Annotated in this window: 20 protein-coding genes; 11 read left to right on the forward strand and 9 right to left on the reverse strand. The window is 69.2% G+C overall.

Annotated elements, in window-relative coordinates; genetic code table 11:
- Positions 1–22: 22 nt before the first annotated feature.
- The 5 genes from KBY57_RS02465 to cysC are packed head-to-tail and all read left to right on the forward strand — an operon-like array spanning position 23 to position 2,826.
- Positions 23–268, forward strand: a complete 246-nt coding sequence (locus KBY57_RS02465) for a FitA-like ribbon-helix-helix domain-containing protein (RefSeq protein ID WP_254994305.1) — start codon at positions 23–25, stop codon at positions 266–268.
- A complete protein-coding gene (locus KBY57_RS02470; RefSeq protein WP_254994306.1) occupies positions 265–654 on the forward strand; it encodes a type II toxin-antitoxin system VapC family toxin in 390 nt (129 codons plus the stop codon). Before KBY57_RS02465 ends, KBY57_RS02470 begins: the two co-directional genes overlap by 4 nt.
- A gap of 53 nt (positions 655–707) precedes the next feature.
- Entirely contained in the window at positions 708–1,040 is a 333-nt protein-coding gene (locus KBY57_RS02475; protein WP_254994307.1) for a translation initiation factor, read from the forward strand.
- 1 nt (position 1,041) lies between these two features.
- Positions 1,042–2,172: a ChaN family lipoprotein gene (locus KBY57_RS02480; RefSeq protein ID WP_254994308.1), complete on the forward strand. Its 1,131-nt coding sequence runs from the start codon at positions 1,042–1,044 to the stop codon at positions 2,170–2,172.
- A gap of 6 nt (positions 2,173–2,178) precedes the next feature.
- Positions 2,179–2,826, forward strand: coding sequence for an adenylyl-sulfate kinase (cysC, locus tag KBY57_RS02485; RefSeq protein WP_254994309.1), 648 nt, complete (start codon positions 2,179–2,181; stop codon positions 2,824–2,826).
- Here the strand turns inward: cysC and KBY57_RS02490 are convergent.
- Positions 2,783–3,889 carry an AI-2E family transporter gene (locus KBY57_RS02490; RefSeq protein ID WP_254994310.1) on the reverse strand — a complete coding sequence of 369 codons (1,107 nt, stop codon included), beginning with the start codon at positions 3,887–3,889 and terminating at the stop codon, positions 2,783–2,785. The two genes, cysC and KBY57_RS02490, sit on opposite strands and share 44 nt — an antisense overlap.
- Positions 3,889–4,395: a 5-(carboxyamino)imidazole ribonucleotide mutase gene (purE, locus tag KBY57_RS02495; RefSeq protein ID WP_409996398.1), complete on the reverse strand. Its 507-nt coding sequence runs from the start codon at positions 4,393–4,395 to the stop codon at positions 3,889–3,891. Before purE ends, KBY57_RS02490 begins: the two co-directional genes overlap by 1 nt.
- Positions 4,396–4,515: 120 nt before the next feature.
- Here purE and KBY57_RS02500 point away from each other — a divergent pair, with 120 nt between their 5' ends.
- Positions 4,516–5,685 (forward strand): N-acetylglucosamine-6-phosphate deacetylase, encoded by a 1,170-nt coding sequence (locus KBY57_RS02500; protein WP_254994312.1) that lies wholly within the window; start codon positions 4,516–4,518, stop codon positions 5,683–5,685.
- A 25-nt stretch (positions 5,686–5,710) separates the two neighbouring features.
- On the forward strand, positions 5,711–6,436 hold the full coding sequence (bchM, locus tag KBY57_RS02505; protein ID WP_254994313.1) for a magnesium protoporphyrin IX methyltransferase: 726 nt from the start codon (positions 5,711–5,713) through the stop codon (positions 6,434–6,436).
- A gap of 15 nt (positions 6,437–6,451) precedes the next feature.
- On the opposite strand, the gene KBY57_RS02510 is transcribed toward bchM, so the two are convergent.
- Genes KBY57_RS02510 through KBY57_RS02525 form a run of 4 tightly spaced genes read right to left on the reverse strand, consistent with a single transcriptional unit; the run spans position 6,452 to position 9,396 of the window.
- Complete coding sequence (locus tag KBY57_RS02510; protein WP_254994314.1) at positions 6,452–7,087, reverse strand: alpha-ketoglutarate-dependent dioxygenase AlkB family protein; 636 nt, start codon at positions 7,085–7,087, stop codon at positions 6,452–6,454.
- 58 nt (positions 7,088–7,145) lie between these two features.
- Positions 7,146–8,108, reverse strand: coding sequence for a pseudouridine synthase (locus KBY57_RS02515; RefSeq protein WP_254994315.1), 963 nt, complete (start codon positions 8,106–8,108; stop codon positions 7,146–7,148).
- A 23-nt stretch (positions 8,109–8,131) separates the two neighbouring features.
- Positions 8,132–8,875, reverse strand: a complete 744-nt coding sequence (locus tag KBY57_RS02520; RefSeq protein WP_254994316.1) for a response regulator transcription factor — start codon at positions 8,873–8,875, stop codon at positions 8,132–8,134.
- A gap of 20 nt (positions 8,876–8,895) precedes the next feature.
- The gene (locus KBY57_RS02525; RefSeq protein WP_409996390.1) at positions 8,896–9,396 is read right to left on the reverse strand and encodes a hypothetical protein; all 501 of its coding nucleotides are present in this window, start codon (positions 9,394–9,396) and stop codon (positions 8,896–8,898) included.
- Between the two features lie 20 nt (positions 9,397–9,416).
- Between KBY57_RS02525 and KBY57_RS02530 the strand changes: the two genes are divergently transcribed.
- Positions 9,417–10,553: a cysteine desulfurase family protein gene (locus tag KBY57_RS02530; protein WP_254994318.1), complete on the forward strand. Its 1,137-nt coding sequence runs from the start codon at positions 9,417–9,419 to the stop codon at positions 10,551–10,553.
- Here KBY57_RS02530 and KBY57_RS02535 read toward each other — a convergent pair.
- Entirely contained in the window at positions 10,543–11,052 is a 510-nt protein-coding gene (locus KBY57_RS02535; RefSeq protein ID WP_254994319.1) for a DUF456 family protein, read from the reverse strand. The two genes, KBY57_RS02530 and KBY57_RS02535, sit on opposite strands and share 11 nt — an antisense overlap.
- 83 nt (positions 11,053–11,135) lie before the next feature.
- Between KBY57_RS02535 and KBY57_RS02540 the strand changes: the two genes are divergently transcribed.
- Positions 11,136–11,903 carry a hypothetical protein gene (locus KBY57_RS02540; RefSeq protein ID WP_254994320.1) on the forward strand — a complete coding sequence of 256 codons (768 nt, stop codon included), beginning with the start codon at positions 11,136–11,138 and terminating at the stop codon, positions 11,901–11,903.
- Positions 11,904–12,015: 112 nt separating this feature from the next.
- Here the strand turns inward: KBY57_RS02540 and rsmH are convergent, their stop codons facing one another.
- Positions 12,016–12,900 (reverse strand): 16S rRNA (cytosine(1402)-N(4))-methyltransferase RsmH, encoded by an 885-nt coding sequence (gene rsmH, locus KBY57_RS02545; protein WP_254994321.1) that lies wholly within the window; start codon positions 12,898–12,900, stop codon positions 12,016–12,018.
- Positions 12,901–12,970: 70 nt separating this feature from the next.
- Here rsmH and KBY57_RS02550 point away from each other — a divergent pair, with 70 nt between their 5' ends.
- On the forward strand, positions 12,971–14,155 hold the full coding sequence (locus KBY57_RS02550; RefSeq protein WP_254994322.1) for an NAD(P)H-quinone oxidoreductase subunit H: 1,185 nt from the start codon (positions 12,971–12,973) through the stop codon (positions 14,153–14,155).
- Positions 14,145–14,600, forward strand: a complete 456-nt coding sequence (locus tag KBY57_RS02555) for an acyl-CoA thioesterase (protein WP_254994323.1) — start codon at positions 14,145–14,147, stop codon at positions 14,598–14,600. The genes KBY57_RS02550 and KBY57_RS02555 overlap by 11 nt, the downstream gene beginning before the upstream one ends.
- On the opposite strand, the gene KBY57_RS02560 is transcribed toward KBY57_RS02555, so the two are convergent.
- Positions 14,597–14,764 carry a hypothetical protein gene (locus KBY57_RS02560; RefSeq protein ID WP_254994324.1) on the reverse strand — a complete coding sequence of 56 codons (168 nt, stop codon included), beginning with the start codon at positions 14,762–14,764 and terminating at the stop codon, positions 14,597–14,599. The two genes, KBY57_RS02555 and KBY57_RS02560, sit on opposite strands and share 4 nt — an antisense overlap.

The raw sequence follows: 14,764 nt of genomic DNA on the forward strand, positions 1-14,764 counted from the left end.
TGCCGTCAGAGCGCTGGCTGCCATGGCCAAAACCATCACGCTCAAGAACCTGCCCGACACGCTCCATGCCCGGCTCGCCGCGGCCGCCAAGCGGCACCGGCGCAGCCTCAACAATGAAGCAATCGTGTGCCTGGAGGCCGGGCTGGGCAACGATGCCGTGGCCGTCGAGCAGCAGCTGGCAGAGATCCAGGCCCTGCGCAACAGCCTGGCTCCGCACCGCTTTGATCCGGCCGAGATCGATGCGTTCAAACGCGAGGGTCGGCCTTGATTGTTATCGACACCAATGTGCTGGCCTATCTGCTGCTGCCAGGGCCCAAAACAACGTTGGCAGAAGCTCTGTTGCTCGATCAACCCCGCTGGGCAGCACCGCCGCTCTGGCGCAGTGAGTGGCGCAACGTGCTCTCCACCTACCTGCGGCGTGACCTGCTCCTGCTCCCGCAGGCCGTGGCGCTGATGCACCGCGCAGAGGGGCTGCTAGCCGGACAAGATGAACCAGTGGCGTCCGAACAGGTCCTGGAGCTGGCCCACAGCAGCCGCTGCAGTGCCTACGACTGCGAATTTGTGGCCGCTGCGCTGCAGCTGGGGGTGCCCCTGGTCACGGAAGACCGCGCCGTTCTCGCGGCCTTCCCGGATGTGGCGAGACCCCTGGAGTAGGGGCTGGAACGGGCGTGGGCCAAAGCGCCGAAACCATCCAGTAAATTCGCGACATGGCCAAGGGCGGCTGGCAGGAATTCAGCAGGCCGGAGAGCCTGCAGCGCGCGGCAACCGGCAATGCCGCTGGCGGGCCCACCCCCAAGGCCCAGCAGCGGGTGCGGGTGCAGCGCACCAAGGCGGGCAAGGGCGGAAAACTGGTGACGGCCATCACCGGACTCGAGGCGCCGGAAGCCGAACTCAAGACCCTGCTCAAGCAGCTCAAGGCCGCCGCCGGCACGGGTGGCACCGTGAAAGACGGGGTGATTGAGCTCCAGGGCGACCAGGTGGTGCCGGCCCTGGCCGCCCTGGAGAAGGCGGGGTATCGAGCAAAGCAGGCCGGGGGCTGAGGTGCAGGGTCGCGCCTGGGCTGCTGCTGTTCTGCTGGGCTCGCTGCTGTGGGGGCGGCCCGCCCTGGCCGCACCGGCACCGCTGGATTGCCAGGCGGCCCTGGCCGCCGCCCAGCGCCAGCAACAGGAGCTGCACCAGCAGGCCAAAACGCTGGCGGTGCTGATGCTCGGCGAGATCCACACCAGCGTGGACGACCACGCCTGGCAGCTGGGCACCCTGGAGCGACTGAGCAGCCAGCGCCAGCTGATCCTTGCCCTGGAGATGATTCCAGCGGCGCGCCAACCGGTGCTCGATCGCTTCAACACCGGCGAGCTGGATGTGGCGGGCCTGCTGCGCGAGGTGGATTGGCCCGCGGTGTGGGGACACGACCCCAACCTCTATCGACCGCTGTTGCACTGGGCCCGGCTGCGGCGGGTACCGCTGCTGGCGATCAATGCCGAACCTGCACTGGTGCGGCAGGTGCGCCAGCGAGGTCTGGCGACCACCCCCACCGCTGAACGCGGCGGCATCAGTGAACCGCGGCCCGCCAGCCCGGCCTATCGCCAGCGCCTGGAGGCCAGCTGGCGGGGTCACCAGGCCCTGGGGATTTCATCAGGCCGTGATGCCGATCTGCAGGGCTTCATCGACAGCCAGCTGCTGCGCGATCGGGCCATGGCGGAACAACTCGCGGCAGCGCACCGGCACAACCCCCAATCACTGCTGGTGGCGCTGATCGGTGTCGGGCATCTCGAAGGTGGTGATGGCGTGCCGAGCCAGCTCAACGATCTGGGGCTAACGCGGCAACTGAGCCTGCGCCGGCCGACACTTCCCGGTGGCTGCGCGCCCGCCCCACAAGGGGCCCGCCTGGGGGCCTACCTCGAAAGTGATGCCAGCGGTGTGTGGGTGCGACAGGTGGCACCGGGCTCGGCGGCCGCCGCCGCCGGCCTCAGACCCGGCGATCGGATCGTGGCGCTGAATGGCCGGGTGGTGCAGCGGGCCGGTGAGGTGATTCGCGGTGTGCGTCTGCATCCCGATGCGCAGCCGCTGGTGATCACGGTGGACCGCGGCGGCCAACGGCTTGACCTGAAGCTGCGGCTGCCTCCCTCCAGCGATCCACGCCTCGCCGCCAGGGACAATGGCGCCAACGCCTGATCCACGATGACCGCAACCCCCACCTACGGCGAGCTCACCAATCAGGGGGCTTCCACCAACATCGCCTGGCACCACACCTCCGTGGACCGGGCCGCCCGGGCCGAGCAGCGGGGGCACCGCAGCGCCATTCTCTGGTTCACCGGCCTCAGCGGCGCCGGCAAGAGCACCCTGGCCAATGCCGTGAATTCGGCCCTGTTTGAGCGGGGGCTGGCCTGCTACGTGCTGGATGGCGACAACATCCGCCACGGGCTCTGCAAAGACCTGGGCTTCTCCGACGCCGACCGGGAAGAGAACATCCGCCGCATCGGCGAGGTCAGCAAGCTGTTTCTGGATGCGGGCGTGGTGGTGCTGACGGCGTTCGTGTCACCGTTCAAGGCCGACCGTGACAAGGCCCGCGCCCTGGTGGACAACGGCGACTTCATCGAGATCCACTGCGCCGCCAACCTGGACGTGTGCGAGCAGCGCGACACCAAGGGGCTCTACGCCAAAGCGCGGGCCGGCGAGATCAAGGAATTCACCGGCATCTCCAGCCCCTATGAGGCCCCCGAGCAGCCCGAGCTGAGGGTGGACACCGGCAGCCAGAGCCTGGAGGACTCGGTGGCGCAGGTGCTCAGTTACCTGGCCGGCCAGGGCGTGATTCCCCAGGCGGGCTGAGCACCTCCCCAGCTCGCAGCTGGTCGCCCCAGGCATCCAGGAAAGTCTTGGCACAGCTCGCCACCGGCACCGCCAACAGCAAACCCAGGAGCTCACCCAGGCCCAGCAGGCTGCCCAGCCGTGCCCCCAGCGGCAGGCTGATTAGCAGCCAGGCCGGCTGCAGGCCAACGATCCGTCCCATCAGCCGGGGCTGGATCACCTGATCGATCACCTGACCCACACTGATGGCGGCCGCCAGCACCTCCAGGCCGGTGCGGGGATCGTCAAGGGCCAGAAGCAGGCTGACCACCACGATCGTCAGGGCGCTGGCGTAGGGCACCAGGGTGGTGAAGCCGATCGCCACCGCAAACAGCACGCCATAGGGAATGCCCAGCAGCGTGAACACCACGATCTGGGCGGCGCTGAGGATCAACGCCAGCACCACCTGGCCGGCGAAGTAGCCCCGGAAGGTGCGATTGAGGGTGATTACCACCAGCTCCCGCACCTTTGGCGGCAGCCACTGGGCGAGGCCCGCACTGATGCCCTCTCCGCCCAACAGCAGAAACACCGCCAACACCAGCACGATCACGGTGTTCACCGTGAGGCCCACGGTGGCGCCGAGCAACCCGAGCAGCTGCTGACTGACCTGGCGGGCCAGCTGGCTGGTGCGCGTGAGCAATTCGCTGCTGAGGTCGCCGAAATCACTGGGAAGTCCCCGGGTGCCCGCCCAGGCCTGCAACTGCTGCAGCAGCGTTTCGCCCTGGGCCAACCAGCCGGGCAAGGTTGTGATCAGCTCGCCCAGCTGCTCAATCAGCCGCGGCACGAGCCAGACGGCCGCCAACGCGAGCAGGCCGAAACTGAAACCCACCACCAGGGAGTAGGCCAGCCAGCGCGGCAAGCCGCGGCCCATCAGCCAGCGGCTGGGTAAATCGAGCAAGAAGGCGATCAGCGCGGCCCCCATGAACAGCGCCGGGAACGGAGCCAGGGGCAGCAGCAGCTGGCGCAGCACCCAGAGATTGAGCACCAACAAGGGCAGCGCCAGGCCGGCCTTCAACCAGGGGGGCAGAACAAGGCGCTCGAGCATCAGCCCATCTGCTCCAGGTAGGCGCGGCTGCCGAGCTCCACCAGGCGGCGGTCCTTGCTGGTGACCTGGGCGTGCAACTCAGCGCGATAGGCCGCGATGGCGGCCGCCAGGTCTTCGTCAGCGGTGGCCAGGATCTGCACGGCCAGCAGGCCGGCATTGGTGCCGTTGCCGATGGCCACCGTGGCCACGGGGATGCCCGCTGGCATCTGCACGATCGAGTGGAGCGAATCCACCCCGGAGAGCGCCCGGCTCTGCACGGGCACGCCGATCACCGGCAGGGTGGTGACCGAGGCCACCATTCCCGGCAGATGGGCGGCCCCACCCGCGCCGGCAATGATCACTTTCAGGCCGCGGCCGGCGGCCTGCTGGGCAAAATCCACCATCTCGAGCGGCGTGCGATGGGCCGAGAGCACCCGCACCTCCACCACCACCCCGAAGCGCTCCAGCAGGTCTACCGCCGGCTGCATGGTGGGCAGGTCGGAATCGCTGCCCATCACCACCGCCACGCGGGGGGCGGGATCCGGCGCAGAGGATCCAGGAGAAGGAAGCGCATCCACGCAGGCGCAGGCAGAGAATGGCATTGTCCCGTCTGGCCGCCCGGACGCCACACCTGCGCTCCTCTGCCCATGCACTGGCTCAGCAACGTTCGCCTGCCCCAGGCCCGGCGCTGCAGCCACGGCGCCGAGCAACGCTGGCGCATCGGCCTCGACGACGACAACCTGATCGCGCTGGTGGAACCCCTGCCGGATGGCAGCAGGGCCACCGGTGACGACTGGGGCGGCGACTGGCTCAGCCCGGCCGGGGTGGACCTGCAGATCAACGGTGGCCTGGGGCTGGCCTTCCCGGAGCTGACCACCGCCGATCTACCTCAGCTGGAGCGGCTGCTGGAGCTGCTCTGGCGCGATGGCGTCGAAGCGATCTGCCCCACCCTGGTGACCTGCGGCGTCGCGCCGCTGCGCCAGGCCCTCACCGTGCTGGCCGAAGCACGCGCGCGGCATCGCCCGGGCCGCTGTCAGCTGCTGGGGGCCCATCTGGAAGGCCCCTTCCTGGAGCCAACGCGGCGTGGCGCCCATCCCGCCCAGCACCTGGCCGCCCCGAGCCTGGCGGCGCTGCTGGAGCGCATCGACGGCTTCGAGGACGACATCGATCTGGTGACCCTCGCCCCGGAGCTCGACGGAGCCGAAGAGGTGATCGCCGCCCTGGCCGAACGGGGCATCGTGGTGAGCCTGGGCCACAGCGCCGCCAGTGAAACCCAGGCCGAAGACGCCTTTGCGCGCGGGGTGACGATGCTCACCCACGCCTTCAATGCCATGGCCGGCTTGCACCACCGGGCCCCGGGGCCCGTGGCGGCGGCCGCCCTGCGGGGCGGCGTGGCCATCGGCCTGATCGCCGATGGGGTGCACGTGGCCCCCACCATGGCGGTGCTGCTGCAGCGGCTGGCCCCGGAGCAGGTGGTGCTGGTGAGCGATGCCCTGGCCCCCTACGGACTGGGGGAAGGCCAGCACCGCTGGGATGAACGGCTGCTGATCGTGCAGGACGGCAGCTGCCGGCTTCAGGACGGCACCCTGGCCGGGGTCACCCTGCCGCTGCTGGAGGGGGTGCGCCGCCTGGCGCAGTGGACCGGAGAACCCGGCCGCGCCATCGCCGCAGCCACGGTGCTGCCGCGCCGGGTGCTGGGGGATGACCGCAGCCTGCCCGAGCTGCTGCTGGGCACGCCACTGGTCGAGGCCCTGCGCTGGCACGCGGGGGGTGAAGGCCTGGTGTGGCAGCGACCCGGTGCGGACGCCTCTCCCTAGGATCCGCGCCACGAAAGAAAGTTTCATGTCCCCCGAGCAACTGCTGGACGCCAACCAAGCCGAGAAAGCAGCCGAAAAAGCCGAGGTGAAGGGCTACTTCGAAACCACCGGTTTCGACCGCTGGAACCGCATCTACAGCGAGTCCGAGGACGTCAACCGGGTGCAGCGCAACATCCGCATCGGCCACCAGAAAACGGTGGACAACGTGCTGGCCTGGCTGCAGGAGCAGGGCAACCTGGAGCAGCGCAGCTTCTGTGATGCCGGTTGTGGCGTGGGCAGCCTGACCCTGCCCCTGGCCCAGCTGGGGGCCGGATCGATCGCCGCCTCCGACCTGTCGGCCGCCATGGTGCAGGAAGCCGAGCGTCGCGCCGTCGAAGCCGGCATCGCCCCGGGGCGCATCCACTTCCTGGCCTCCGATCTGGAGAGCCTGCAGGGCCGCTACGACACGGTGATCTGCCTGGATGTGTTCATCCACTACCCCCAGGCCCCGGCCGAGGAGATGGTGCGCCATCTGGCTGGCATGGCGGAGCAGCACCTGATCGTGAGCTTTGCCCCCTACACGCCGCTGCTGGCGCTGCTCAAGGGCATCGGCCAGCTGTTCCCGGGCCCCAGCAAAACCACCCGGGCCTACACCCTGCGCGAGGCGGGCATCGTGGCCGCCGCCGCCGAGGCCGGTTTCCGGCCCGTGGGCCGCAGCCTCAACAAGGCGCCCTTCTACTTCTCCCGCCTGATCGCCTTCGAACGGGCCTGATCAAACCTGGGCGCCTCAGCGCACCACTCGGAAGGTGAGATTGAGGCGCTCCTGCCGGACGCGCAGGCGCTTCGGCAGGGCGTGCTGCCACCACAACTGGGTGGGGGGTTCCATCAACAGCAGATCGCCGTTGTGCAACGCGATGTTGAACGGCGCGCAGGGGTCGCCTTCCCGGATGGCCTCCACGCCATACCCCGCAGGCAGCGGGGCACCAGGCGGCCGGCGAGGGCTGGGCCGGGGCCGCAGGCGGAAGTCGCGAGGGGCCCCGAAGCTGAGCGAGGCGATCGGCGCGGCGGGATCGAGCTCGGGTTCGTCGTCGGCATGCCAGCCCATGGCATCGCGGCCATCGCGGTAGCGGTTGAGCAGCAGGGAGTTGAAGCGCCAGCCGGTGAGCTGCTGCAGGGCCTCGCGCAGCTCAGCGGCGGCCGGGCACCAGCTCTCGAGCACATTGGCCAGGCCGCTGTAGCGGTAGCCGCAGCCCGGATCAGCCATCCAGCAGGTGAGCCGCGGCAGCAGGTGACGCCGGCCATAGAGCGTGATCGCCTCCTGTTTCCACGGCACCTCGGCCTGCAGCGCCGCCAGGAGCTCGGCCGCCCGAGCCGACGGCAGCCAGGCCGGCCAGTGGCGTAGCCGCAGGCCAGGGCGGGTCACCTGCTGAGCAAGAACAGCTTGTTCAACAGTCTGTGCAACAAGCCCCGAATCCTGAACATCAGCCATCGGCGGCACCGCGCAGGGCCTCGGGCAATGGCGCCTCCAACTCCAACAGGCCGCCATCGGGGCAAACCAACCGCAGCCGGTAGGCATGCAGGTGGTAGCCCCCATCCCCCGGCAACACCTGATCCAAAGCCACCCCGCCCGGGCCATAGAGCGGATCGCCCAGCAGCGGGGCCCCGGCGGCGGCGGTGTGGATGCGGATCTGGTGGGGGCGGCCGGTGGCAATCGTCACCTCCACCAACCAGGCCCGCGCGCCCCGCTCCAGCAGGCGCAGCGCGCTGGAGGCCAGCAGGGCGGCGGGATCCGCAGGGGCGGCGGCCCAGATGGTGCCCAAACGAGCGTGGGCACAACGACCGATCGGTGTGGTGAGGCTGAGCGGCTCGCCGGGCTCCAGCGCCAGCAGAGGCGAGCCGGGGGAGGGCGGCTGCAGCAGGGCCCGGTAGGTCTTGCAGCAGGGACTCACCAATGTGGCTTCGCGCAGTTGGGCACTGAGCGCGGCGCGGGTGACGCTGCGGCGGGCGCAGATCAGTAGCCCCGAGGTAAAGCGTCCCAGGCGGTGCACGGGCCGGGCGTCAGGCCAGCGGGCCTGCAGTTGGCACAGAAGGGTGTGCTCCAGAAACCCACCGGCCGGCAGCACCGGCAGGCCGCTGGGTTTGTCGAACACCAGCAGGTCGCCGTCGTCGAACAGGGGGCCGGGCAACACCGGCACGGCCGCCTCCTGCCAGGGGGGCCGATGCCAGATCAGCCCATCACCGGCTGCGAGGGCGACATCGGCCTGGAGCTGTTGGCCGTTCCTGCAGATCTCGCCGGCGGCGAGCCGTTGTCGCCACACCGCCGCACTGGAATGGAGGTAGCGGGCTGCGTAAAACGCGCTCAGCAGCTGGCCCGCGTCACGGGGAGCCACGCGGTCGCGGTAGGCGTGGCCCCGGTTGAACGCCGCTGGCAGCTCAGTCCACAAGACGGTTCAGTCCACGAGAGAGCTCAATCCACCAAACCGTGCTCGAGGGCATAGCGCACCAGCTCGGTGCGGCTGGCCGTGCCGGTTTTGATGAACAGGCGGCTGACGTACTTCTCGACGTTGCGAATCGAGGTTTCCAGGCGCCGGGCGATCTCCTTGTTCATCATTCCCTCGGCCACCAGCTGCAGCACGCTGGCCTCCCGCGGCGTGAACACGTGCTCCGAAGCGGTGGCCGGCTTCTTGGTGCCACCGGTGGCGAGCAACGAGCGGATCTCAGTGATCTGCTTGGAGAGCTGGCCAATGTCGGCGTCGGCGAAGCGGGCGGCCTCGGCCAGCAGACGCTGCTGGCGGGTTACCACGTTGTGGACCCGGGCCACCAGCTCGTCGGGATCGAAGGGCTTGGGGATGTAGTCGTCGCAGCCGGCCTGGAAGCCAGCGATGCGATCGGCGGTCATGCCCTTGGCGGTGAGGAAGATCACCGGCGTGCCCCCCAGGCGCTCATCGGCCCGCAGCTTCTTGAGCAGGCCGTAGCCGTCGCAGCGCGGCATCATCACGTCGCTGAGGATCACATCGGGCAGCAGCTCCTGGGCCACCGTCCAGCCCTCCTCGCCGTCGTTGGCGGTCGTCACCGCAAAGCCCACATCTTCCAAATAGGCCTTCACGGCCGTGCGCAGGCCGGGCTCGTCGTCGACCAGCAGCAGGCGCACGGGCGTGGCCGGGGTTTCCGGAGCCGCGGCGGCCTGGGTGGGATCGGATTCAAGGTTCATGGCCGCAAGTCTGCAGGCGCTCAGCGGGGGCGTCCAGGCAACACCTGCTCGGATTCCCGAAGCGTGCCGCTGTAGCCCAGCTGGCGGGCCAGGGGGCCGAGGCCGGCCGGATCCTTACCCGCCTGCTCGGGGAAGCAGGTGGCCCACCACACCAGGTGGTCGATGCGGTTGGCTGGGGTGATCGGGCCGCCGGGGTTGAGTTCGCGCAGGAAGAAGTAGGCCCCATTGCTGGTGACCCGCATCGGTGCGGCCGGGCTGCAGCGGACCGTTTCGCTGCGCACCTTCACATCGTTGGGCTGCTCATCCCAAAACTTGATGCGCCACAGGCCGGGGCTGCTGGGATCGGCCACGACGTCGTAAATGCCGACCGCCTGCTTGCCGCCCAGGCCGGGGCGCTCCTGCAGCAGGACGAGCCCCGGCGGCCGGGCGTCCTGGGGCCGCACCCCACCGCCCTCCGCCCAGGCAGGCGATGCCAGCAAAGCGGCCAGGGCCACCAGGGTGAGGGTTCTGGTTGGCACCATGGAGCTCTAGAGGCCACTCCATGCTCGCCTACCTCGACCACCACGCCACCACGCCCTGCGATCCGGCGGTGGTGGCGGCAATGGCGCCCTGGTGGAGCGAGCACTGCGCCAACCCCGACAACCGGCTCTACCGCCCGGCCCTGGAAGCTGCCGCCGCCGTGGAGAGGGCCCGCGGCCAGCTGGCCCGCGCCCTGGGTGCTGCTCCGGAGGCGGTGATCTTCACCAGCGGTGCCACCGAAGCCAACAACCTGGCCCTCAAGGGCGTCTGCGAGGCGGCGCTGGAGCAGGGCCATCCCCGCCGGCGGCTGCTGAGCCTGGTGAGCGAGCACCGGGCCGTGCTGGATCCGCTCGCCTATCTCGGACGCCATGGCTTTCCGGTGCAGCTGCTGCCGGTGGGCCCCGATGGCCTGGTGGATCTCGCCCAGCTCGAAGCCGCCCTGGGCGACGACGTGCTGCTGCTGAGCGTGATGGCCGCCAACAACGAGATCGGCGTGCTCCAGCCCCTGGCTGCCATCGCCGCCCGCTGCCGGCGGCGGGGGGTGTTGCTGCATGTGGACGCCGCCCAGGCCGCCGGCCACATCCCCTTGGCCATGGAGGCGCTGGGCATCGACCTGCTGAGCCTGAGCGCTCACAAGCTCTACGGCCCCAAGGGCGTGGGGGCGCTGCTGGTGCGGCCGGGGTTGCGGCTGGCACCCCAACTGCACGGCGGCGGGCAACAGGACGGGCGCCGGGCCGGCACCCTGCCGGTGCCCCTGATCGTGGGACTGGGGGAGGCGCTGACCCGGGCTGAGGACGACCGGGAGGAGCGGGCCGGGCGGCTTGGAGCGCTGCGCGATCGGCTCTGGGCGGAGCTGGAGGGGCTTGGAGGTATGGAGTGCAACGGCACCCTGGCCACCCGGTTACCCCACAACCTCAACGTGACGGTGCAAGGCGTCGACGGCCAGCGGCTGCACCAGCTGCTGCGCGGACGGATCGCCGTGAGTAGCGGCTCGGCCTGCAGCCAGGGGTCGCCCTCCCATGTGCTGGCGGCCTTGGGCCGCAGTCGCGCCCAGGCCGCCGCCTCGATCCGATTCGGATTGGGCCGAGGAACCAGCGCGGCCGACATCACCCTGGCGATCGACGCGGTGGCAGCGGCTGTGCGGGAACTCAGGCCGTGAGCCAGAGAAACCCCAGCACTCCCACCAGCGCCAGCAGGGCCTGCGCCAACCGGCTCACCAACATGCCGGCCACCACGGCCAGCCCCACCTGAAGCGCCCGCAGCAGCGCGCCGCGGGCCGCAAGCCACTGGGCCACACTCGCCCCCAGAAAGGGCCCTATCACCATCCCCAACAGGGGTCCACCGACTGGCAGAGCCGGCAGCAGGCCGAGCAACCCCACCAGCAGCCCCACCCCGGCACCGAGGGGTGCCCAGCGGCTGGCCTGGAGCCGGGCGGGACCGAGCAGCAGTCCGAGGGCCTCCGCGCCCCAGCCGAGCAGCAGCAACAGCAGGGCCAGCAGCAGCGGCGGCCAGCCGGCACTCCAGCCCACCGCCCCGATCCACAGCAGCGCCCCCAGGGGCAGCAAGGCCAGGCCAAGCAACACGGGCAGCAGGGCACCGGGAATTGCCAGCACCTGGATGGCCAGGGCCAGCCACCAGAGCAGCGGCGCCGTTTCCATCAAAGCTTCACAACGCAAAACCTCACAAAGCGGATGCGCCCTGCTGTGTCCATCGCTACCGTCCGGGCCATCTGCCCTTGATCATGGCCCTCACCCCTTCCGGCGACCGCCGCCTGCACGTCCTCCAGGCCGTCGAAGACGGCTGGGGCGCCTTCTGCCGGGCCCCCTGGGCCTTCCTGCTGTTTCAGGCCCTGGCGGGCCTGATCCTGCTGCCCTTTGCCGCGCTCACCGCCGTCGGTGCCGCCCGCCTGGCCAAGGTGGAGGAGCTGATGGTCGTTCACCCCGTGGGTGGCTGGATCGCCCTGATCGCCGGCGTGATCGGCTACGTGATCGTGGCCCTGTGGACCGTGGTGGGCCTCACCCGTGGCGCCTGGCTGAGCCTGGAGGGCCGCAAGCCCTGCTTCGCCGACTTCACCCGCTGGGACCGTCCCGCCAGCGCCCGGCTGCTGGGCTCGGCAGTTCTGCTGGCGATTGTGGTGGCCGTAGCCGGCGCCATCGCTGCCCTGATCGGTGCTGGCCTTGGCAAGCTCAACGAAGCCCTCGCCGTCATCCCGATGATCGTGGTGGCGATCTTTTATGTGTGGCTGCTGGTCACCCAGAAGTTCCTGATCCAGGTGTCGCTGCTGGGCACCTCCAAGGCCACAAACACGCTTGGATCAGGCGTGAACGTGGTGAACCCCAGCTGGTGGATGGTGCTGTGGCTGGGCATTGTCGAAGGTGTAATCCACGCCATCGGCGGCCTGTTCAGCTACGGCGGCCTGCTGGTGGTGGTGCCGGTGGTGCTGTGCATCTCCACAGCCGCCTACCGCCAGCTGTTCGGCGCCGAAGACCGCACAGGCCTGCTGGGCTGAACCTGCGGCACTAAACCTGCGGCGCGTCATCAAGGCCGATCTTGGATGTGCGGTCATTCATCGCCTCCGGGAGTTTGTACAGCTGTACAAACTCCCGGAGATGCCTTTGTGATCACCCTGGCTGCAGACCACGCCGCCGCGCAATCCGCAGGCGGGCGCTGCGGCTGCGGGGGTTGGCCACCGCTTCCTCAGGGCTGGCCTGAATCGCCTTGCGCGTGACCCGCTCCAGCCGCTCATCGGCCAGAAAGGCCGTCTTCACCCGACGGTCTTCAAGGGAGTGAAAGCTGATGATCGCCAGCAAGCCCCCCGGCACCAACCAGTCCGGGGCGCTGTTCAACAACCTGTCCAATACTTCCAACTCGTCGTTCACGGCAATCCGCAGGGCCTGAAACGTGCGCGTGGCGGGATGAATGCGGCCCCGGCGGGCCTGGGGTGGATAGCAGCCGGCCACCAGATAGGCCAGCTGAGCGGTATCACGCGGGACCCACGGGCCCTGCTCTTTGACGCGCCGAGCGATCCGCCGCGATAGCCGCTCCTCCCCGTAGGCGTAGATCAGATCGGCCAACGCCGTCTCGTCGAGCCGATCGATCAGCTCGCCAGCGGTCTCGCCGGCCGTGGGATTCATACGCATGTCGAGCGGGCCGGCCAGCCGGAAGCTGAAGCCCCGGGCCGCCACATCCAACTGCGGACTGCTCACCCCCAGGTCGGCCAGCACCGCCGCGGCCGGCTCGGCGGGCACGTAATCGGCGAAGTTGGTGGCCACGATCGTGGCGCGATCGCCAAACGGGGCGAGGCGCTCGGCGGCAGCGGCGCGGGCGCTTGGATCCTGGTCCAGCCCCACCACGCGCAAGCCGGGATGGGCCTGCAGCAGCAGCGCACTGTGGCCGCCGCCGCCGAGGGTGCAATCGATCAGCGTGCCGCCGCCACCGGGCAGCGCCGCCAGCAGCGGCTCGGCCAGCACGGGCACGTGGGCGAAGGCCCCAGGGGAATCGAACAAGCGGGAAGCCGGGAACGGCGGGCGCTTCCTTCCTAAGATCCCGTCATTCGACCCTTCAGGCCACGGCCCCATGACGCAGCTGGAGACGCGCACGGAGCCGATGGTGGTCAACTTCGGCCCCCACCACCCCTCGATGCACGGGGTGTTGCGGCTGGTGGTGACCCTCGACGGCGAGGACGTGGTGGACTGCGAGCCGGTGATCGGCTACCTGCACCGCGGCATGGAGAAGATCGCCGAAAACCGCACGAACGTGATGTTCGTGCCCTACGTGAGCCGCATGGACTACGCGGCCGGCATGTTCTACGAGGCGATCGTGGTCAACGCCCCCGAGCGGCTGGCCGATGTGCCGGTGCCGAAGCGCGCCAGCTACATCCGCGTGCTGATGCTGGAGCTCAACCGCATCGCCAACCACCTGCTCTGGCTTGGCCCCTTCCTGGCGGATGTGGGAGCCCAGACGCCGTTCTTCTACATCTTCCGCGAGCGGGAGATGATCTACGACCTGTGGGAAGCGGCCACCGGCCAGAGGCTGATCAACAACAACTACTTCCGCATCGGTGGCGTGGCGGCTGATCTGCCCTACGGCTGGCTGGAGAAGTGCCTCGACTTCTGCGATTGGTTCGGCCCCAAGATTGATGAATACGAGAAGCTGATCACCAACAACCCGATCTTCCGCCGCCGGATCGAAGGCCTGGGCGTGATCAGCCGGGAGATGGCGATCAACTGGAGTCTGTCGGGCCCGATGCTGCGCGCCTCCGGAGTGCCCTGGGACCTGCGCAAGGTGGACCACTACGAGTGCTACGACGACTTCGACTGGGCCGTGGCCTGGGAGAAAGAGGGCGACTGCTTCGCCCGCTACCGGGTGCGCGTTCAGGAGATGCGCGAATCCCTCAAGATCGTGCGCCAGGCCTGCCAAATGATCCCGGGCGGCCCCACCGAAAACCTGGAGGCCCAACGGATGACCGAAGGCAAGGGCGGCCCGTCCTCGGCCTTCGATCTGCAGTACGTGGCCAAGAAGGTGGCCCCCACCTTCAAGATCCCCGAGGGTGAGCTCTACACCCGCCTGGAATCAGGCAAGGGCGAGATCGGCGTGTACATCCAGGGCAACAACGATGTCACCCCCTGGCGCTTCAAGATCCGCGCCGCCGACTTCAACAACCTGCAGATCCTGCCCCACATCCTGAAGGGGGCCAAAGTGGCCGACATCATGGCCATCCTCGGCTCCATCGACGTGATCATGGGGTCGGTTGATCGCTGATTCGAGCACCTGGTTGCTGCTCTGCCGCACGGTGCGCTTCGGCGACACCGATGCCGCTGGGGTAATGCACTTCCAGCAGCTGCTGCGCTGGTGCCACGAGGCCTACGAAGAGAGCCTGGAGCGCTTTGGCCTCGCGGCCGCCGATGTCTTCCCGCGGCCGGGGCACACGCCCGCCGTAGCCCTACCGATCGTGCACTGCAGCGCCGACTTCCTCGCCCCTCTGGCCTGCGGCGATCCCCTGGCCATCCAACTGGAGCCCCAGCGCCTCGATCCTTGGGCCTTCGAAGTGCACTACAGCTTCCGCAGCGGTGATCGCAGCGTGGCGCGGGGGCTTACCCGGCATCTGGCCATCAGCGCCGGCAGTCGTCAGCGCTGCCCTTTGCCCGAACCCATCCAACGCTGGCTGGAAGCGTCCAGCCTGGGACAGGGCATTCAGCCGCTTTAGGACCGGCGGAACACGTAGAGCAGGGCCGCCAGCTGGAGCGGCAACAGGGCTGCCATCAGGGCCAATGGATGCAGGCCCTCCTGGGGGATCGCAGCAGCAGCCCCGAAGCTCAGGGCTGCCGCCGCCACTAGGGGCACCAGGCTGCTCAGACGTGCAGCAGGCAT

This window comes from Cyanobium sp. Aljojuca 7D2 (genome assembly GCF_024346415.1).
Lineage (GTDB): Bacteria > Cyanobacteriota > Cyanobacteriia > PCC-6307 > Cyanobiaceae > Cyanobium_A.

Bases quoted from the DNA above. Each gene is read 5' to 3' on its own strand.
- KBY57_RS02535 (WP_254994319.1), bottom strand. From the start codon at position 11,052: ATGGAAACGGCGCCGCTGCTCTGGTGGCTGGCCCTGGCCATCCAGGTG.
- KBY57_RS02525 (WP_409996390.1), bottom strand. From the start codon at position 9,396: ATGGTGCCAACCAGAACCCTCACCCTGGTGGCCCTGGCCGCTTTGCTG.
- KBY57_RS02520 (WP_254994316.1), bottom strand. From the start codon at position 8,875: ATGAACCTTGAATCCGATCCCACCCAGGCCGCCGCGGCTCCGGAAACC.
- KBY57_RS02475 (WP_254994307.1), top strand. From the start codon at position 708: ATGGCCAAGGGCGGCTGGCAGGAATTCAGCAGGCCGGAGAGCCTGCAG.
- KBY57_RS02530 (WP_254994318.1), top strand. From the start codon at position 9,417: ATGCTCGCCTACCTCGACCACCACGCCACCACGCCCTGCGATCCGGCG.
- KBY57_RS02465 (WP_254994305.1), top strand. From the start codon at position 23: ATGGCCAAAACCATCACGCTCAAGAACCTGCCCGACACGCTCCATGCC.
- cysC (WP_254994309.1), top strand. From the start codon at position 2,179: ATGACCGCAACCCCCACCTACGGCGAGCTCACCAATCAGGGGGCTTCC.
- KBY57_RS02540 (WP_254994320.1), top strand. From the start codon at position 11,136: ATGGCCCTCACCCCTTCCGGCGACCGCCGCCTGCACGTCCTCCAGGCC.
- KBY57_RS02560 (WP_254994324.1), bottom strand. From the start codon at position 14,764: ATGCCTGCTGCACGTCTGAGCAGCCTGGTGCCCCTAGTGGCGGCGGCA.
- bchM (WP_254994313.1), top strand. From the start codon at position 5,711: ATGTCCCCCGAGCAACTGCTGGACGCCAACCAAGCCGAGAAAGCAGCC.
- KBY57_RS02550 (WP_254994322.1), top strand. From the start codon at position 12,971: ATGACGCAGCTGGAGACGCGCACGGAGCCGATGGTGGTCAACTTCGGC.
- KBY57_RS02490 (WP_254994310.1), bottom strand. From the start codon at position 3,889: ATGCTCGAGCGCCTTGTTCTGCCCCCCTGGTTGAAGGCCGGCCTGGCG.
- KBY57_RS02500 (WP_254994312.1), top strand. From the start codon at position 4,516: ATGCACTGGCTCAGCAACGTTCGCCTGCCCCAGGCCCGGCGCTGCAGC.